This window comes from Bradyrhizobium sp. BR13661, from assembly GCF_029892425.1.
Taxonomy (GTDB): Bacteria; Pseudomonadota; Alphaproteobacteria; order Rhizobiales; family Xanthobacteraceae; genus Bradyrhizobium.
In genome coordinates this window covers 56,415-73,882 of the sequence record NZ_JARXWB010000004.1, presented here as the reverse complement: position 1 = coordinate 73,882, position 17,468 = coordinate 56,415, and the positions used below count along the sequence as shown (strand labels likewise).

Annotated in this window: 16 protein-coding genes; 14 read left to right on the top strand and 2 right to left on the bottom strand. The window is 64.4% G+C overall.

All coding sequences use genetic code 11. The features are described 5' to 3' along the window. The first annotated feature begins 171 nt into the window (after positions 1–171). The 9 genes from pdhA to M2427_RS07995 all read left to right on the top strand — a co-directional run bounded on the left by pdhA (position 172) and on the right by M2427_RS07995 (position 8,961). On the top strand, positions 172–1,194 hold the full coding sequence (gene pdhA, locus M2427_RS08035) for a pyruvate dehydrogenase (acetyl-transferring) E1 component subunit alpha (protein ID WP_280705703.1): 1,023 nt from the start codon (positions 172–174) through the stop codon (positions 1,192–1,194). A gap of 28 nt (positions 1,195–1,222) precedes the next feature. Next, the gene (locus M2427_RS08030) at positions 1,223–2,611 is read left to right on the top strand and encodes a pyruvate dehydrogenase complex E1 component subunit beta (RefSeq protein ID WP_280705702.1); all 1,389 of its coding nucleotides are present in this window, start codon (positions 1,223–1,225) and stop codon (positions 2,609–2,611) included. 3 nt (positions 2,612–2,614) lie between these two features. After that, on the top strand, positions 2,615–2,917 hold the full coding sequence (locus M2427_RS08025; protein WP_018320291.1) for a DUF5076 domain-containing protein: 303 nt from the start codon (positions 2,615–2,617) through the stop codon (positions 2,915–2,917). Between the two features lie 2 nt (positions 2,918–2,919). Then, positions 2,920–3,372, top strand: coding sequence for a nucleoside deaminase (locus M2427_RS08020; RefSeq protein WP_194393784.1), 453 nt, complete (start codon positions 2,920–2,922; stop codon positions 3,370–3,372). A 63-nt stretch (positions 3,373–3,435) separates the two neighbouring features. Continuing rightward, a complete protein-coding gene (locus M2427_RS08015) occupies positions 3,436–4,776 on the top strand; it encodes a pyruvate dehydrogenase complex dihydrolipoamide acetyltransferase (protein WP_280705701.1) in 1,341 nt (446 codons plus the stop codon). A 128-nt stretch (positions 4,777–4,904) separates the two neighbouring features. Further along, positions 4,905–6,326 carry a dihydrolipoyl dehydrogenase gene (gene lpdA, locus M2427_RS08010; RefSeq protein WP_280705700.1) on the top strand — a complete coding sequence of 474 codons (1,422 nt, stop codon included), beginning with the start codon at positions 4,905–4,907 and terminating at the stop codon, positions 6,324–6,326. 12 nt (positions 6,327–6,338) lie between these two features. After that, complete coding sequence (locus tag M2427_RS08005; protein ID WP_280705699.1) at positions 6,339–6,650, top strand: hypothetical protein; 312 nt, start codon at positions 6,339–6,341, stop codon at positions 6,648–6,650. A gap of 34 nt (positions 6,651–6,684) precedes the next feature. Further along, a complete protein-coding gene (locus M2427_RS08000) occupies positions 6,685–7,926 on the top strand; it encodes a threonine synthase (RefSeq protein ID WP_280705698.1) in 1,242 nt (413 codons plus the stop codon). A gap of 63 nt (positions 7,927–7,989) precedes the next feature. Then, positions 7,990–8,961: a tripartite tricarboxylate transporter substrate binding protein BugD gene (locus tag M2427_RS07995; RefSeq protein WP_280705697.1), complete on the top strand. Its 972-nt coding sequence runs from the start codon at positions 7,990–7,992 to the stop codon at positions 8,959–8,961. A 13-nt stretch (positions 8,962–8,974) separates the two neighbouring features. Here the strand turns inward: M2427_RS07995 and M2427_RS07990 are convergent, their stop codons facing one another. Continuing rightward, positions 8,975–11,170, bottom strand: coding sequence for a lytic transglycosylase domain-containing protein (locus M2427_RS07990; protein ID WP_280705696.1), 2,196 nt, complete (start codon positions 11,168–11,170; stop codon positions 8,975–8,977). Positions 11,171–11,504: 334 nt separating this feature from the next. On the opposite strand from M2427_RS07990, the gene M2427_RS07985 reads away from it, so the two are divergent. From M2427_RS07985 to M2427_RS07975, 3 genes are all read left to right on the top strand, one after another. Next, positions 11,505–13,241: an adenylate/guanylate cyclase domain-containing protein gene (locus M2427_RS07985; protein WP_280705695.1), complete on the top strand. Its 1,737-nt coding sequence runs from the start codon at positions 11,505–11,507 to the stop codon at positions 13,239–13,241. A 105-nt stretch (positions 13,242–13,346) separates the two neighbouring features. Next, positions 13,347–13,523 carry a hypothetical protein gene (locus tag M2427_RS07980; protein ID WP_280705694.1) on the top strand — a complete coding sequence of 59 codons (177 nt, stop codon included), beginning with the start codon at positions 13,347–13,349 and terminating at the stop codon, positions 13,521–13,523. A gap of 231 nt (positions 13,524–13,754) precedes the next feature. Beyond that, positions 13,755–13,967: a hypothetical protein gene (locus M2427_RS07975; protein WP_348521920.1), complete on the top strand. Its 213-nt coding sequence runs from the start codon at positions 13,755–13,757 to the stop codon at positions 13,965–13,967. A gap of 44 nt (positions 13,968–14,011) precedes the next feature. Here M2427_RS07975 and M2427_RS07970 read toward each other — a convergent pair whose 3' ends face one another. Continuing rightward, entirely contained in the window at positions 14,012–14,731 is a 720-nt protein-coding gene (locus tag M2427_RS07970) for a GntR family transcriptional regulator (RefSeq protein WP_280705692.1), read from the bottom strand. A 196-nt stretch (positions 14,732–14,927) separates the two neighbouring features. Between M2427_RS07970 and M2427_RS07965 the strand changes: the two genes are divergently transcribed. Further along, positions 14,928–15,824, top strand: coding sequence for a VOC family protein (locus M2427_RS07965; RefSeq protein ID WP_280705690.1), 897 nt, complete (start codon positions 14,928–14,930; stop codon positions 15,822–15,824). Positions 15,825–15,866: 42 nt separating this feature from the next. Further along, positions 15,867–17,438, top strand: a complete 1,572-nt coding sequence (locus tag M2427_RS07960; protein WP_280705689.1) for a bifunctional 3-(3-hydroxy-phenyl)propionate/3-hydroxycinnamic acid hydroxylase — start codon at positions 15,867–15,869, stop codon at positions 17,436–17,438. Positions 17,439–17,468: the final 30 nt, after the last annotated feature.

Genomic DNA, 17,468 nt, shown 5'->3' with positions numbered 1-17,468 from the left:
GGGCTCTCGATGGCGCGGAGCTAATGTTGCCTGATCCGCGCCAAAGGTTTTGCAAAATTTCGGCCACGTTGCAGTGCGGCATAATGAAAGTCGTGGCATGCCGCTGCAGTGCTTTCACACGCGATTGAGTTAGGTTAGAGAGGACTTAGATTTCTCTGACCCGGAATTCCCATGGCCGCACCGAAGAAAGCCGCCGCAAGCGCTGAGCAGGACAAGACCAACGGCGGTTCGCCCCCGGAGTTCACGAGGGAGCAAGAGCTGAAGGCGCTCCGCGACATGCTCCTGATCCGGCGGTTCGAGGAAAAGGCCGGCCAGCTCTACGGTATGGGTGCGATCGGCGGCTTCTGCCACCTCTATATCGGCCAGGAGGCCGTGGTGGTCGGCATGCAGATGGCCCTGAAGGAGGGCGATCAGGTCATCACCGGCTATCGCGACCACGGTCACATGCTTGCGACCGGCATGGAAGCCAACGGCGTGATGGCCGAGCTCACGGGACGCCGCGGTGGCTATTCCAAGGGCAAGGGCGGCTCCATGCACATGTTCAGCAAGGAGAAGCACTTCTACGGCGGCCACGGCATCGTCGGCGCGCAGGTCTCGCTCGGCACCGGGCTTGCTTTCGCCAACAATTATCGCAGCAACGGCAATGTCAGCGTCACCTATTTCGGCGACGGCGCGGCCAACCAGGGCCAGGTCTACGAGAGCTTCAACATGGCGGAGCTCTGGAAGCTGCCGGTGATCTACGTCATCGAGAACAACCGCTACGCCATGGGCACCGCGGTCTCGCGCGCCTCGGCGCAGCAGGATTTCTCCAAGCGCGGCGTGTCCTTCAACATTCCCGGCAAGCAGGTCGACGGCATGGACGTCCGCGCCGTCAAGGCTGCGGGTGACGAGGCGGCGGCCTGGTGCCGCGCCGGCAAGGGCCCCTTCATCCTGGAAATGCAGACCTACCGCTATCGCGGCCATTCGATGTCCGACCCGGCAAAATACCGCACGCGTGAGGAGGTCGAGAAAGTCCGGCACGACCAGGACCCGATCGAGCAGGTGCGCAACCGCCTGCTTGCGGCGAAGGTGAGCGAGGCCGACCTCAAGGCGATCGATGCCGAGGTGCGTGACATCGTCAACGCCTCCGCCGACTTTGCCCAGCATGATCCCGAGCCGGAAGCCGCCGAGCTCTGGACCGACATCTACCGCTAAACGCGCGCAAGCTTTCTTTGGAGTCGATATGCCAATTCAAGTGCTGATGCCCGCGTTGTCGCCCACGATGGAAAAAGGCAACCTCGCCAAATGGCTGAAAAAAGAGGGCGAGACGATCAAGTCCGGCGACGTGATCGCCGAGATCGAGACCGACAAGGCCACCATGGAGGTCGAGGCGACCGATGAGGGCACGCTCGGCAAAATCCTGATCGCCGAGGGTACCGCCGACGTTCCCGTCAACACGCCGATCGCGACGATCCTCGCTGATGGCGAAAGCGCCGCCGATCTTGCCAAGGCGCCCGCGCCGGCTGCGGAGTCCGCGCCGCCTGCCGCCGCCAAGGCGGAAGCGCCTGCGCCCAAGGCTTCGGACTCAAAGGCTACACCGGCGCCGCAGTCTGTCGCCGCGCCCGATCCGGAAGTGCCCGCCGGCACCGAGATGATCACCCAGACCATCCGCGAAGCGCTGCGCGACGCGATGGCCGAAGAGATGCGCCGCGATGCGGATGTCTTCGTGATGGGCGAAGAAGTCGCCGAATATCAGGGCGCCTACAAGGTCACCCAAGGCCTGCTGCAGGAGTTCGGGCCCAGGCGCGTGATCGACACCCCGATCACCGAGCACGGCTTTGCCGGCGTCGGCGTCGGCGCCGCGATGACCGGTTTGAAGCCGGTCGTCGAGTTCATGACCTTCAACTTCGCCATGCAGGCGATCGACCAGATCATCAACTCCGCGGCCAAGACGCTCTACATGTCCGGCGGCCAGATGGGCTGCTCGATCGTGTTTCGCGGTCCGAACGGCGCGGCCGCGCGCGTGGCCGCCCAGCACAGCCAGGATTACTCGGCCTGGTATTCGAACGTGCCGGGCCTCAAGGTCGTCGCGCCGTTCTCGGCCGCCGATTACAAGGGCCTGCTCAAGGCCGCGATCCGCGATCCCAACCCGGTGATCTTCCTCGAGAACGAGGTGCTCTACGGTCACACTGGCGAGGTGCCGAAGCTCGACGATTTCGTGATTCCGATCGGCAAGGCGCGCATCGTGCGCGCAGGGACCCACGTCAGCATCATCTCGTGGTCGAACGGCATGACCTACGCGTTGAAGGCCGCCGACGAGCTCGCCAAGGAGGGCATCGAGGCCGAGGTGATCGATCTGCGCACGCTGCGCCCGATGGATACCGAGACCATCATCAACTCGGTCAAGAAGACCGGGCGTGCCGTCACGGTGGAAGAGGGCTGGGCGCAGAGCGGCGTCGGCGCCGAGATCGCCGCGCGCATCATGGAGCACGCCTTCGACTATCTGGATGCGCCGGTTGCGCGCGTGTCCGGCAAGGACGTGCCGATGCCTTATGCGGCGAACCTGGAGAAGCTCGCGCTGCCGTCGGCTGCGGAAGTCGTCGAGGCCGCCAAAGCCGTCTGCTACAGGTAGGTCATGGCGGGCCCGAAGGAGCAGCCACTGCCGCCCGACGTCATGACCCGCGATGATGCGGTCGAGATCCTGCGCGTGTTCGTGCTGGATGGCGGGCTGTCGATGGCGTTCCAGCGGGCCTTCGAGGAGCCCGACATGTGGGGCCTGCTGCTGGTCGATCTCGCCCGCCACGCCGCGCGCGCCTATGCGCGCGAGAGCGAATACACCGAGGAGGACGCGCTGAACCGGATCCTCGAGATGTTCCAGGCCGAGATCGAGCGTCCGACCGACACCGGGACCACGACGCCGCGCGGAAAGGGACACTGACTGTGGCGATCGAATCCTATCATTTCGATTTCATGCTGGAGGCGATCCGCGAAGCGGAGGCCTCGATCGCGCAAGGCGGCCTGCCGATCGGCGCCGTGCTGACGCGCGACAACAAGATCATCGCTCGCGGCCACAACAACCGCGTGCAGGAGAACAATCCGATCCTTCATGGCGAGATGAGCTGCCTGCGCGAAGCCGGCGCGATCTCGTTCCACGACACGGTCATGTACACCACGCTGTCGCCATGCTCGATGTGTGCCGGCGCGCTCGGTCTGTTCAAAGTCAAGCTGGTGGTGATCGGCGAGTCCGTCACCTTCGAGGGCTCCAAGGACATTCTCGACAAGTTCGGGATTCCCTGGATCGACCTTGCCGACGACCGCTCCATCACCATGATGAAGAATTGGCGTTCCATTCCTGCCAATGAGCGCCTGTGGCAAGGCGACATCGGCAACTAAAACCTGGTCTGTTCGTCCTCGCTCCCGGGGACGACGTTTTGAGAAGATCTTCGTGAGGTCAGCATGCCCATCAACATCCTGATGCCCGCTCTTTCGCCGACGATGGAGAAGGGCAACCTCGCCAAGTGGCTGAAGAAGGAAGGCGACAAGGTCAAGTCAGGCGATGTCATCGCCGAGATCGAGACCGACAAGGCCACCATGGAGGTCGAGGCCATCGACGAGGGCACGATCGCCAGGATCCTCGTGCCCGAGGGCACGCAGGACGTCCCCGTCAACGACGTGATCGCGGTGCTTGCCGGTGAAGGCGAGGACGTGAAGGCTGCAGGTGCCGCCAAGCCCAGCGCTTCGGCCGCACCGCCGAAGGCCGCTGAGGCTCCCGCTGCTGCGCCGGCCGCACCCAAGGCTGCGCCGGCGCCTGCTGCTGCTCCGGCGGCACAAGCTGCCGCACCCGCCGCGCAGAGCAACGGCCACGCGGCGCGTGTGTTCTCATCACCGCTGGCACGCCGTCTTGCCAAGGAAGCCGGCATCGATGTCTCGATGGTCACAGGCACCGGCCCGCACGGCCGCGTGGTTGCACGCGACGTCGAGCAGGCCAAATCGGGCAAGGGCCTCAAGGCGCCTGCCGCAGCCCCGTCCGCCGGTGCGCCCTCAATCGCACCGACGATGTCGGACAAGCAGATCCTGTCGCTGTTCGAGCCCGGCTCCTACGAGGTCGTCCCGCACGATGGCATGCGCCGCACGATCGCGCAGCGCCTGACCGCGTCGATCCAGAACGTCCCGCACTTCTACCTCACCATCGACTGCGACATCGGCAAGCTGCTCGCCGCGCGCGAGGAGATCAATGCGGCAGCTCCCAAGGACAAGGAGAAGAAGCCGCTCTACAAGATCTCGGTCAACGACTTCGTCATCAAGGCGATGGCGGTGGCGCTGCAGAAGATCCCGAACTGCAACGTCAGCTGGACCGAAAGCGGCATGGTCAAGCACCACCATTCCGATGTCGGCGTCGCCGTGGCGATGCCGGGCGGGCTGATCACGCCGATCATCCGCAAGGCCGAGACCAAGACGCTCTCGACCATCTCCAACGAGATGAAGGATTTTGCCGCGCGCGCCCGTTCGCGCAAGCTGAAGCCGGAGGAATACCAGGGCGGCACCACGGCGGTCTCCAATCTCGGCATGTTCGGCATCAGCCACTTCACCGCCGTGATCAACCCGCCGCATGCCACGATCCTCGCGGTCGGCACCAGCGAGGAGCGCCCGGTCGTGCGCGGCGGCAAGATCGAGATCGCAAACATGATGAGCGTGACGCTGTCCTGCGATCACCGCGCCATCGACGGCGCGCTCGGCGCCGAGCTGATCGGCGCGTTCAAGCAGCTGATCGAAAATCCCGTCATGATGATGGTCTGAGCCGCGAGGCGTGAATCCGTAGGGTGGGCAAAGGCGCAACGCGCCGTGCCCACCTTTTCTTGGTGTTGGAAGGCGGTGGGCACGCTTCGCTTGCCCACCCTACGAAGTTCAGTTGAATGGGAGCCAGCATGGCCGACACATCCTTCGACGTCATCATCATCGGCTCCGGCCCCGGCGGCTATGTCACCGCGATCCGCGCTGCCCAGCTCGGCTTCAAGGCCGCGATCGTCGAGAAATCCTATCTCGGCGGCATCTGCCTGAACTGGGGCTGCATCCCGACCAAGGCGCTGCTGCGTTCTGCCGAGATCTACCACTACATGCAGCACGCCGGGGATTACGGCCTGTCGGCCGAAAAGGTCTCGTTCGACCCGAAGGCCGTGGTGCAGCGCTCGCGCGGCGTCTCCAAGCGGCTGAACGACGGCGTCGGCTTCCTGATGAAGAAGAACAAGGTCAGCGTGATCTGGGGCGCCGCCTCGATCGATGCGCCCGGGAAGATCACCGTGAAGAAGTCCGACGTCGAGGGCCCGAAGGGCTCGCTGGGCGAGGGGGCTTATCAGGCCAAGCACATCATCGTCGCCACCGGCGCGCGGCCGCGCGTGCTGCCGGGCCTCGAGCCCGACAAGAAACTGATCTGGACCTATTTCGAAGCGATGGTGCCTGAGCGGATGCCGAAGTCGCTGCTGGTGGTCGGCTCCGGCGCGATCGGCATCGAGTTCGCTTCGTTCTTCCACACCATGGGCTCCGACGTCACCGTCGTCGAGGTGCTGCCGCAGATTCTCCCCGTCGAGGACGCCGAGATCGCGGGCCTTGCGCGCAAGCGCCTGGAGAAGCAGGGCATCAAGATCATGTCCTCGACCAAGGTGACGAAGCTCGAGAAGAAGGCCGACAGCGTCGTCGCCACCATCGACGACGGCAAGGGCAAGCCCGTCACATCTGAGTTCGAGCGAGTGATCTCGGCCGTCGGCGTCGTCGGCAATATCGAGAATCTCGGCCTTGAAAAGCTTGGCGTCAAAACCGACCGCGGCTGCATCGTGATCGACGGCTACGGCAAGACCAACGTTCCCGGCATCTACGCCATCGGCGACGTCGCGGGCCCCCCGATGCTCGCCCACAAGGCCGAGCATGAGGGCGTGATCTGCATCGAGGCGATCAAGGGCCTGCATCCGCATCCCATGGACAAGCTGATGATCCCGGGCTGCACCTATTGCCATCCGCAGGTTGCCTCCGTCGGTCTGACCGAAGCCAAGGCGAAAGAGAGCGGCCGCGAGATCCGCGTCGGCCGATTCCCCTTCGTCGGCAACGGCAAGGCGATCGCGCTCGGCGAGGACCAGGGCCTCGTCAAGGTGATCTTCGACAAGAAGACCGGCCAGCTCCTTGGTGCGCACATGGTCGGCGCCGAGGTCACCGAGCTGATCCAGGGCTACGTCGTCGCCATGAACCTGGAGACGACGGAAGAAGAGCTGATGCACACGGTATTCCCGCATCCGACCCTGTCGGAGATGATGAAGGAAGCCGTGCTGGATGCGTACGGCCGGGTGTTGAATATTTAGAGCGGGCTTGCAATGGCGGCTCGTGACGATTGGTCTGAAGTAGGTGCCAATATCCTTGCGCCGGAACTACTGGCCAAGGTTCGGGATATTCTCGAACGTGAGCCGATTATTCTGGAGCACCGTTTGTACGCGGGAAGCTCTGCTCCGTTGATGCTCATTTTCGACGATTACGAAGAGTTTGTGCTCCACCTCGAATCGCGTGCCCGTCCCGGAGATCGTCTACTTATTTGGGGGTACTCCGGCCTTTGCAGGGACGATAATATCGCGGTGGATGCCAAGTACCCCGATGCTGAAGGCCGGACCCCGCGGGGTGGTTCCTATTGAAGCTCTCACTGCTAACTCAAACGAAAGAACAGTTGTGAAAGACAACGACAATCTCACCATCGAACGCCCGACCTTCGTCACGCATCTCGAATGCGCCATGGAGGGCGATCATTACGCCGCCGACCAGGTCCACAACCTCTCCAAGGCCGGCAAGCCGCTGCTGGTGCGCTACGACCTCGCGGGCGTGAAGAAGGCGTTGACCAAGGATGCGTTGAGCCAGCGGCCCGCCGACATGTGGCGCTACCGCGAGCTGCTGCCGGTGCGCAAATGCCGGGATATCGTCTCGCTCGGCGAAGTGACGACGCCGCTGATCCGCCTGCCCAAGCTCGGCAAGAAGCTCGGCGGCGGCGAGATCATCGTCAAGGACGAGGGCCGCCTGCCGACCGGCTCATTCAAGGCGCGCGGTCTCGTCATGGCGGTGTCGATGGGCAAGGCGCTCGGGGTCACACACATGGCGATGCCGACCAACGGCAATGCCGGCGCGGCGCTGGCGGCCTACGCGACCTCTTGCGGCATCAAGACCACGATCTTCTGCCCGGCCGATACGCCTGAAGTGAATGTCAGCGAGATCGAGCTGCAGGGCGCGACCGTCTACCGCGTCAACGGCTATATCGACGATTGCGGCAAGATCGTCGGCGAAGGAAAAGCAAAAGTCGGCTGGTTCGACACCTCGACCTTGAAAGAGCCGTACCGCATCGAGGGCAAGAAGACGATGGGCCTCGAGCTTGCCGAGCAGCTGAACTGGGACGTACCCGACGTGATCTTCTATCCGACCGGCGGCGGCACCGGCCTGATCGGCATGTGGAAGGCGTTCGACGAACTGGAGAAGATCGGCTTCATCGGTTCGAAGCGCCCGCGCATGGTCGCGGTACAGGCCTCCGGCTGCGCGCCGATGGTGCGCGCCTATGAGGCCGGCACCGAGCATGCGACGCGCTGGGAGGACGCCCACACCATCGCATCAGGCATCCGTGTGCCGCAAGCGATCGGCGATTTCCTCATCCTGCGCGCCGTGCGCGAGAGCAAGGGCTTTGCCATCGCGGTCGACGACGACAAGATCTCGTCGGCGCTGAACGAAGTCGCGCGCGAGGAGGGGCTCTTGCTGTGCCCCGAGGGCGCTGCGACCTACGCGGCTTACAAGGAAAGCCTCGCCGACGGCCGCGTCTCGAAGACTGACTGCGTCATGCTGTTCAACTGCGCCACCGGCCTGAAATACCCACTGCCGAAGGTCGACCGTACGCTCGATCGCCACAAGCCGATCGACTACACGCAGTTCTGACTTGCTTCTCCCTCGCCCCGCTTGCGGGGCGAGGTGAAGAAAAAGAATCGCCGGGAGACCACTATGAACAAGGCCGTCTGGGCCGGGCTGATCGCTGTCCTCGCTTTCACCGGCGTCGCGCGCGCTGACGATTATCCGTCGCACCCCATCACCATCATCGTGCCCTTCGCCGCCGGCGGCCCGTCCGATGCGATGGCGCGCGTGCTCGCCGAGCGGATGCGCCAGTCGCTTGGTCAGGCCCTGGTGATCGAGAACGTCACCGGCGCCGGCGGCTCAATCGGGGTGGGGCGCGCCGTCCACTCGCCGCCTGACGGATACACCATCTCCTTCGGCCATCTCGGCACCCATGTTGCGAACGGCGCCGTCTACAAGCTCAATTACGACCTCGTCGCCGATCTCGAGCCGGTGGTGCTGCTGCCGAGCAACCCGATGATCGTGGTCAGCAAGAACGCGGTGCCTGCGACCTCGCTGAAGGAGCTGCTGGAGTGGCTGAAGTCACGGCCGTCGCCGCCAACGGCCGGCACCGCGGGTGCAGGCTCCGGCAGCCACATCGCCGGCGTCTATTTCGAGAGCGTGTCCGGCATCAAGCTGCAATACGTGCCGTATCGCGGCACTGCGCCGGCGCTGAACGATCTCATCGCCGGGCAGATCGACATCATCGTCGACCAGACCTCAAACTCCATCAACCAGGTCCGCGCCGGCACCATCCGCGCCTACGCCATCACCGACGACAAGCGCCTCGCCTCGGCGCCCGACATCCCGACCGCGGAAGAAGCGGGCCTGAAAGGTTTCAACATGACGCTCTGGTCGGGCTTGTGGGTGCCAAAGGGCACGCCGAAGGAGATCGTCGCCAAGCTCAACGCGGCCGTCGTGGACGCGCTGAACGATCCCGCCGTGAAGAAGCAGCTCGAAAGCCAGGGCCTGGAGATGACGCCCAAGGATCAGCTCACGCCGGAAGCGCTCGGCATCAGGCAGAAGGCCGAGATCGCGAAGTGGTGGCCCATCATCAAGGCGGCGAACATCACGGTGGAGTGAGGCCGGTCGGCTCCTACTCCGCCGCTCCCCTGAATCCCACCGGCGTCGCCTTGGCGGTCGCGTCCTGCGTCACCACGCGCTGGTCGGTCTTGCCGGCGATCGCGCCGCTGCCTTCGAAGCGTGCGCGGTAGACCAGCACGTTCTCCATCACGCGCTGGACGTAATTGCGCGTCTCCGACAGCGGGATGCGCTCGACCCAGTCGACCGGGTCGATCTTGGCATCTCTGGGGTCGCCGTGCGTCTGCACCCATTCACGCACGCGGCCGCGGCCGGCATTGTAGCCGGCGAAGGTCATGATCTGGTTGCCGCGATATTCCGACAGCAGCGCGCTGAGCTCGGCTGCGCCCATCTGCGTATTGTAGACGGGGTCGGAGCACATCTTGTCCCAGTCATAGGTCACGCCGAAGCGCTTTGCGGTGTCGCGGCCGGCTTCCGGCGTCACCTGCATCAGCCCGACGGCGTTGGCAGCCGATTTGTCGCGCTGGTTGAACGAACTCTCGGTGCGGGCCACCGAATAGATCACACTGGTCTCGATCGCGGGCGCCACCTGCTTGTGCTCGGGAATGCCGATGGTCGGGAAGGCGTAATGGTCGAGCGCCAGCCCACGCGCCAGCGCCGACTTGCCGACTTCCAGCATGACGCGCGCATCGTTGCGCTGCTTTGCGAGCTCGCCGAGGCCCTCGAGCGCGACGACGTCGGTGCTCTCCTTGGCGAAATCTTCGGCGTAGTAATAGACCGTGTCGCGCTCGCCGATGGCATAGAGCATGTCGGCGGCGCGCACGCGCTCGTCCACGGCCGGCGTATCGGCAGTGGCCAGCACGGGCGAGGGCGCGCGCAGCTCTATTCCGTCGAGACCGAGACGTGCACGCGCGAGCTGGCCGTAATAGGCGGTCGGATAACGGGCGGCCGCCTTGTAGCTCTGCTGCGCGTCGGCGACTGCGCCCATCGCTTCAGCCGCGCGGCCGCGCCAGTAATGCCCCCGCGACAGCGCGATCGGATTGGCCGACCCCTCGTCGATCGCCGCAAAATGCATTATTGCGGTTTTGGGATCGTCGAGATAGCGCAGCGCGATCCAGCCGCACATGAAGTGGTAGTCGACGCGGTAGACCTCCATCTCCGGGATCGCGGCTGCGCGCACCACGTCGTAGGCGGTCTTGAACTTGCCCTGGTCGAGCAGTTTGCGCGCCAGCAGGCGGCGCTCGCGCCACCAAGCATCGGTATCTTGCGCCGCCATGGTGTCGGGCGCGGCCGCAAGGATCACCTCGGCCGCGTCATCGATGCGGTCCTTCTGTAGGTGCCATTGCGCGCGGCAGAGGACATAGCCGAGGTCGCGGCGCGCATCTTGAGACACGTCGTCGAGATAGTCCTTGGCCTTGTTCTCCTTGCCGTTCACCGCGGCGCAGGCCTTGACGATCGCGAGCGCATCCTCTCCGAGACGTTTTGCAGCGCGCCTTGCGCCGGCATAGTCCTTGGCGCCGAGGCGCTTGTCCATGCGGGCGCGATGATCGTCTGCGGTCAGGAGGTCGCGGAAGGCTTCGTAGGAATCCTCCTCGCTGCGCTCGGACAATTCGTCCGTGCGCCAGGCTTCACGCACGAGGCGTGTCGCTCTGTCAGTGTCGCCTTCGGCGATCAGCACGCGCGCGAGCGCGAAACGGCCCTTGGCGCTGATCGGCCGATCCATCGTGAAGGCGTGCACGGTGGCCGCGTCGCTCTTCTCCTGCCACAACCGCGCCTCGGCGCGTTTGCGCAGCAGGACGGCGCTCGGCCAATCCGGATTGGCGGCGAGGAAGGCGGCATAGCGCTTGAAGGGGGCGGTGCTCTCGGAATGGCGCAGCAGGAACCAGTCGGCGAGCTTCTGGCCGGCGGGATCGGCAATGCGGTCGCGGGCCGCGGTCGCATCGTCGGTCTTGCCTTTGCGCGCAAGATCGATCGCGTCCTTCAGCGTGGCGAGGTCGCCCGTCAGCGGTGGCGGCGCCGGCTTGTCCGCGGGCTCGTCGTCCTGCTTCTTCGACTTGCGTTTGGCCTCGGCGTGTTTGCCGTGCTTGCCGGCCGAAGCATGCCGCTGCTTGCCGGCGGACTTGCTGCCGGATTTGGCTTCATGCGTCTTCTTCGGCGTTGATGACTTGCTCTTCGCTGCCAGCTCCGTCGGAAGGAGCGCCAATGCGGCCATGGCAACGACACACGCGAGCGAGCGTAGGCACTGGTTCATTCCATGGTCCCCCTGCGAAACCACTACAAACCAAGGTCCGCGATCTCAGCGGCTTGAGACTCAATCGATGCGAGAATCGACGCCAGAGATGATGGCACGGCATCGTTTCGCATTTGTCACGCTGTCGCAACATTGCGGCAAAAAACGGATGGAAGGAGGGAACTCGTGCAGCGAAGGATAGAGGTACAATTTTAACCTTTGTTAACGGGCGAGGCTTGCGCGACGGTTGTGGCGGTTCCTGGCGCCATGAACGGCCCGATTGCGCGTGTTCCCGGGCCAAAATCCGGTGTAATGAGTTCCATAGACCCTTCTTTTCAGCCCTTGCCCGCACCTCATGCCGCTTTTCAACCAGTCGATCCGGCGCAAGATCGTCGGCATCGCCCTCGGATTGATCGTCCTGATGCTGATCACCTCGATCCTGTCGATGGTGATGTCGAGCCAGGTCGGCATTCTCCTGGACGAGCTGACCAACCGCTATATTCCGGCTTACGGCCATCTGGCGCGGGTCAACATTCGTTCGCTCGAACGGGCGCTGGCGTTGCGACGCATGGTGATCGCCAAGACGCAGATCCCGCCGGACGAGGAGGGGTTTGCCGCACGCCTGCGCATCTTTCGTGACACCGATCCGCTTGTAGAGCAGGAGGCGGACGCCGCGCGAAAGCTGATCAACGAAATCATTAACGACACCAGCACTCCGTCGGACAACGCCGCGCTCGCCCGCATCGAGACACGCATCGAGAATGCCGTCACCGAGCTAAGCCACGATCTCGCCGAGGAAGACGCCAAGCTGCTGAAGGAGCTTGATGCCAAGAATTTTGCCGGCGCGCGCGATACGCTCGCCCACGCGGACGCGCTTCGCGACCTCTTCACGCAGCGGGTCGACGCGATCCGCGGCGACATGCTCAAACAGGTCTACGCGAGCACGTCGACGGTGATCAGCCATCAGCGGCAGGCGATCATCATCTCGGGCATCGTGACGCTGCTCGCGGCCGTGGTCGGATTTGCCTTTGCTCTGCTGGTCTCCGGCGGCATCACGCGCCCGGTGCGCCTGTTGCTCGCCGGGGCCCGCGAGGTCGAGGCCGGCCGCTTCGACAAGAGCATCGCGGTGTCGACCCAGGACGAGATCGGCGAGCTCGCCGCCGCCTTCAACCGCATGATCGAGCAGTTGCGCCACAACGAGCGCATTCGCGAGACCTTTGGCCGCTATATCGATCCCAAGATTGTACAGGGTCTGATCGACCGGCCCGAGGTCACGATCGACGGCCAGCGGCGGGTGATGACCATCATGTTCTGCGACATGAGCGGTTTTACCGCGATGAGCGAGGGCATGACGCCGCGCGGCCTCGTCAAGGTGATGAACCACTACTTCACCGTGATGTCGGCCCCGATCCGCAACAACCGCGGCGTGATCGACAAATATATCGGCGACGCCATCATGTCCTATTGGGGCCCGCCCTTCGTCGAGGCGGACGAGCAGGCGCTGCTCGCCGGCCAGTCCGCCATCGACATGGCCGAGCAGGTGCCCGCGCTGCAGAAGCAGCTGCCTGATCTGCTCGGTATCCGCACCATGCCGGTGCTGTGCGATCTGCGGATCGGCATCGCCACCGGCGAGGTGCTGACCGGCAGTATCGGCTCCGAGCTGATGATGAGCTTTACCGTGATGGGCGACGCCGTGAACCTCGCCTCGCGCCTGGAGGCCGTGAACAAGGTCTACGGTACCCGAATCCTGATTTCGCAGGCGACCGCCGAGGCAATCGGATCGCGGCTCGAACTGCGCGAGATCGATCGTCTCGCGGTGGTCGGCCAGAGCGTGCCGCAGCCGGTATTCGAGGTGATGGGGCGGGGAGGCGCACTCGCCGCGCCGCAGGAGAGCCTGCGTGCGCACTATGCTGACGGCCTTTCCGCCTATCGTTCGCGCCGTTTCGACGACGCCCGCACCGCGTTCAACGCGGCGCTGGAGAGCGTCCCCGGCGATGGCCCGTCACAGGCCATGCTCGCGCGCATCGCGCAGTTCGAGGTCACGCCGCCGGCGGCAGATTGGGACGGCGCCTGGCGGATGGAGAGCAAATAGCCGTTCGTGCGGGAATAATTGATTCTATCCCATAACGATGTTCGCCGTGACTCATTTTGCGGGCTTAGGTTTGTTGTCCTTGAGGCGTTTGATGGGGACACGCCGATGACAGAACTTGAGGACAGGCTGGAACGGTTCGAGACGCTCACCGCCGAATGCGAACTGATTGCCAAGCTCGCCACCGACGGCAACAAGCGCGAATTCTATCTAAAACTGTCGGAGCAATATCGTCAGCTTGCGGTAGACATGCGCCAGGCGATCGCGACCAGGGCTGCTGCCTGACGAGGGCCGGAGACGCCGCTGAAAATAAGGCACGATGTTCTGCATCCGTGTCTTTACGAGGCGTCGCGTGGTCGCAATCCGTTCTTAATATTTGAGACGCATCCTCGATGGAGAACGGCGAATCGCGCGTTGCGGTTCCCGGCGATGGGAATGCCCGGGGCAAGGTTGCTGTGCAAGATTGCCCGCGAACGTCACTCGTCCGATGGTTGTCGTCCCATGCGACTGTTTGCCATGCGTCTGTTTGCGGTGATCTTGTTGGCGCTTCTGACGGCCGCCTGCAACCAGGAGCAGGACGTCACCGGCTCGACGCCTCTGTGCCCGATGCGCAGCTACTCGTCCTACAACCCCCGCGACATGAACCAGTGCGTTGCCGCCTGCAAGTCGTGCGATCACGGCAATACCGTCACCTGCACCACGTCCTGCACGCTCCACGGAGCGCACTGAAGAGGATGGGCGCTCGAGCATGATCCGGAAAAGTGCATCGCGCTTTAGGCCCGGTGAGCCTCGCCCCGCAATTCCGGGAAAATAGCCTCGTCCTGAAGGATGACGTCGGCCGTTCGCTGATAGTGCGCCGCGAGAAGCTTTACGGCCAGATCGGAATCGCCGCTCAGGACCGCCTCCGTGATTGCGGCATGCTCGTCACCGACATGGCGGGAGGGAAAGGCCTTGCTGATCGACAGCCGCCGGTAGCGGTAGAGCTGGTCGGCAAGCTGGCCGCAGAACGCGATCAGGGATTGCGAGCCACATTGGCCGATCAGGGCGCGGTGGTAGACGCGGTGCAGCTTCTCCCATTCCGGATTGTCCTCGAACGCGGTGGCGCTCAGCGACCGCGGCACGCGGCTCAAGCGGTGCTGTGCCAGGACAAGCTGCTCCTCCCATTGCGGTGTCGACGCCGCCATGGACTCGCGTAGCGCCAGCGCCTCGACCCAGCAGCGGGTCTTGGTCAGCTCGGCAAGCTCCGCGCGGCTGACGTCCTTGACGTAGAAGCCGCGCTGCTCGCGGACCTCGACCAGCCCGTCGGCGGTCAGGCGGTTGAGCGCCTCGCGCAGGGGCGTTTGGCCCGTTTGATAGGTCTCCGTGAGAAATCGCATCTGCAGCTTGCGCGACGGGGCGAGGCGTCCGGACAGCAGGTCCTCGCGCAGCCGGTCATAGACGTGGCTTGCCTGCGTCGATGGCGCGGGCAAGGGGGGCGCTGCAGTCAACTCCACCGCTCAAGTCTCCGTTGTCCGCTCAGCTGGCGGTTGGTCATCATATACATCTGATCACGATTCCAAAAAATCTATAAATTTATATTGCGATATCGATTTTGTGTAATAAAAGGGGGTGTCGGCCGAGAAGTAGCGGCTGCGATCAAGAAAGCCACGTCTGGTCTGCCCGGACAGTGCGTGACGGAGGAGTGCGTTCATGGCCCGGTTTCCGGTGACAGCGCTGCGCAGCGTCGATCTCGGCACGCCGGACCTCGACCGCTCCGTAAAATTCTATTGCGACGTCTGGGGCCTGACGCTCGTCACGCGGGCGGCCGGAATGGTCTACCTGCGCGCCACCGGCAGCAACCATCACGTCGTCGCGCTCTATCCGAGTGAGCGGCCGGAACTCGGCGCAGTCACGTTTCGCGTGGCAACGGCCCGCGATATGGAGTCCATCGCCGCCAAGGCCGTTGCCGAGGGCGCACGTCTGGTTCGCGGTCCAGCTCCCAACGACGCGCCCGATGGCGGCATGATGATGGCCCTTCGCGCGCCGGAAGGCGGCCTCCTGCGCTTCGTTCACGGCGATGTCAGTCATGCGCCCGAGCCATCCCAAGGCGACCGGCCCGAACGGCTTGCCCATGTCAATCTCAACAGCACCGATGTCGATCGCTCCGCCGCCTTCTACGAGCGGGCACTCGGCTTTCGGCTGACGGACCGTTCGAAGGCGATGGCGTTCGTCCGCTGCAACAGCGATCACCATGCGGTCGTGATCGCCGACGCCAAGGTCAACGGCCTCAATCACGTCGCCTTTCTGATGCCGAGCCTGGAAGCGGTGATGCGCGGCTCCGGACGCATGATCGATGCGGGCTTCCCGATTGCCTGGGGCGTCGGCCGCCACGGTCCCGGCGACAACGTGTTCTCCTACTTCATCGATCCCTCGGGGACGGTGATCGAATACACGGCGGAAGTGCTGCAGGTCGACGACAGCTACGTCGTGCGGGGGCCGGATCAATGGGTCTGGCCGCCCGGCCGCACCGATCAATGGGGCATCGCGCCGCCCAAGGCCGACCACGTCAAATCAGCGCAATTGTCCGTTCGCTACGCCGCGCCGTAGAGCGCGACGATCTGTCAAAACGTCAACGAGGTCTTGAGATCAGTGTCAGGTTCGATCAGCGCGAACGAGTACCAGGTTGCCATTGTCGGCTTCGGCCCGTCAGGCGCTGTCGCAGCCAACCTGCTTGGCGCGGAGGGGATCCGGACGCTGGCTGTCGATCGCGACCGCGCGGTCTACGACAAGCCGCGCGCGATCGCGCTCGATCACGAGATCCTGCGCCTGTTCGACAATCTCGGTGTTGCCGAACGACTGCGTCCGCACATCGCGCCGTTTCCGGCTTCGGAACATTTCGGCGCGCGCGGCCAATTGATCCGCCGCATCGACATGGTGAGCGAGCCTTATCCGCTCGGCTACACCCCGACCATGGTCTTCACCCAGCCGCCGGTCGAGGAGATCCTGCGCGCGCATGCGCGATCCCAGTCGTCGGTGGTCGTGGAGCTCGGCACCGAGCTCCGCCAGCTCGATCAGACGCCTGATGGCGTAACGCTCGAGCTGAGCGGCGACCGGGGCATACGGAACGTCACCGCGGACTATGTCATTGCCTGCGACGGCGCATCGAGCACGGTCCGACGCCAGCTCGAGATCGGCTTTGACGATCTGGTCTTCGACGAACCCTGGCTCGTGGTCGACCTCAGGGTCAACGCTACAGGAGTAGCAAAACTGCCGCGCACGGCAGCGCAGTTCTGCGATCCGTCGCGGCCGACCACCTATATTGTCGGGCCCGGCTCGCATCGGCGTTTCGAGATCATGCTGCTGCCCGGTGAAGATCCGCGCGCCATGGAGCAGCCCGATCAGGTCTGGCGTCTCCTGGCGCGCTGGCTCTCGCCTGATGATGCGACGCTGTGGCGTGCCGCGAGCTATCGCTTTCACGCCCTCGTCGCCAGCAAATGGCGCGAAAGGCGAGTGTTTCTTGCCGGAGATGCCGCCCATCAGCAGCCGCCGTTCATCGGCCAGGGCATGTGCCAGGGCGTTCGCGACGTCGCAAACCTAGTCTGGAAACTTGCGCGCGTCTTGCGCGGAAACTCCGGCGATGCACTGCTCGACACCTACCAGGACGAGCGCAGTGCTCACGTTCGAGAGCTGACGACGCGGATCAAGGCGATCGGTCACGTCATCTGCGAGCGCGATCCGGAAGCCGCTGCTGCGCGCGATGTTCGTATTCTCGCCGAGGGCGGCGGCGTGCCGCGCACCATCACCCGCCAGGAGATCGTGCCGCCGCTCAGCTGCGGCCTGCGCGCCGACGTTCCGCATGCCGCCAACGGCACGCTGTTTCCCCAACCGTGGATCATCACGGCCGGCAGCCGGCAATTGCTCGACACGATGTGCGGCGCCGGGTGGCGGCTCGTGCTCAAGGGCGACAGCGCCCTGGCACGCTCGCGCGCGATCGCGACACGCGCGGCGGAGACGGGCTTGCGCCTGATCGCCATCGCGAAGGCGGATCACGATCAGGGGCCGGACGTTCTGCGGGAAGAGAGCGGCGTGGTGACGGATTGGTTCACACGGCACGCCTGTGCGGCCGCGATCGTGCGCCCCGATCATTACGTCTTCGGCGTCGGGGCGGACGAGGCCGGACTGGCGGCGATGCTGTCGGGTCTTGCAGCACGGCTTCAATGAACAGCGGCTTCAATGAAAAAAACAACGACA

What these genes read in the sequence shown, in the direction of transcription:
- M2427_RS07990 (WP_280705696.1), bottom strand. Translation starts at nt 11,170, where the DNA reads ATGAACCAGTGCCTACGCTCGCTCGCGTGTGTCGTTGCCATGGCCGCA.
- M2427_RS07985 (WP_280705695.1), top strand. Translation starts at nt 11,505, where the DNA reads ATGCCGCTTTTCAACCAGTCGATCCGGCGCAAGATCGTCGGCATCGCC.
- pdhA (WP_280705703.1), top strand. Translation starts at nt 172, where the DNA reads ATGGCCGCACCGAAGAAAGCCGCCGCAAGCGCTGAGCAGGACAAGACC.
- M2427_RS07965 (WP_280705690.1), top strand. Translation starts at nt 14,928, where the DNA reads ATGGCCCGGTTTCCGGTGACAGCGCTGCGCAGCGTCGATCTCGGCACG.
- M2427_RS08025 (WP_018320291.1), top strand. Translation starts at nt 2,615, where the DNA reads ATGGCGGGCCCGAAGGAGCAGCCACTGCCGCCCGACGTCATGACCCGC.
- M2427_RS08030 (WP_280705702.1), top strand. Translation starts at nt 1,223, where the DNA reads ATGCCAATTCAAGTGCTGATGCCCGCGTTGTCGCCCACGATGGAAAAA.
- M2427_RS08015 (WP_280705701.1), top strand. Translation starts at nt 3,436, where the DNA reads ATGCCCATCAACATCCTGATGCCCGCTCTTTCGCCGACGATGGAGAAG.
- M2427_RS07995 (WP_280705697.1), top strand. Translation starts at nt 7,990, where the DNA reads ATGAACAAGGCCGTCTGGGCCGGGCTGATCGCTGTCCTCGCTTTCACC.
- M2427_RS07980 (WP_280705694.1), top strand. Translation starts at nt 13,347, where the DNA reads ATGACAGAACTTGAGGACAGGCTGGAACGGTTCGAGACGCTCACCGCC.
- M2427_RS07975 (WP_348521920.1), top strand. Translation starts at nt 13,755, where the DNA reads ATGCGTCTGTTTGCGGTGATCTTGTTGGCGCTTCTGACGGCCGCCTGC.
- lpdA (WP_280705700.1), top strand. Translation starts at nt 4,905, where the DNA reads ATGGCCGACACATCCTTCGACGTCATCATCATCGGCTCCGGCCCCGGC.
- M2427_RS08005 (WP_280705699.1), top strand. Translation starts at nt 6,339, where the DNA reads ATGGCGGCTCGTGACGATTGGTCTGAAGTAGGTGCCAATATCCTTGCG.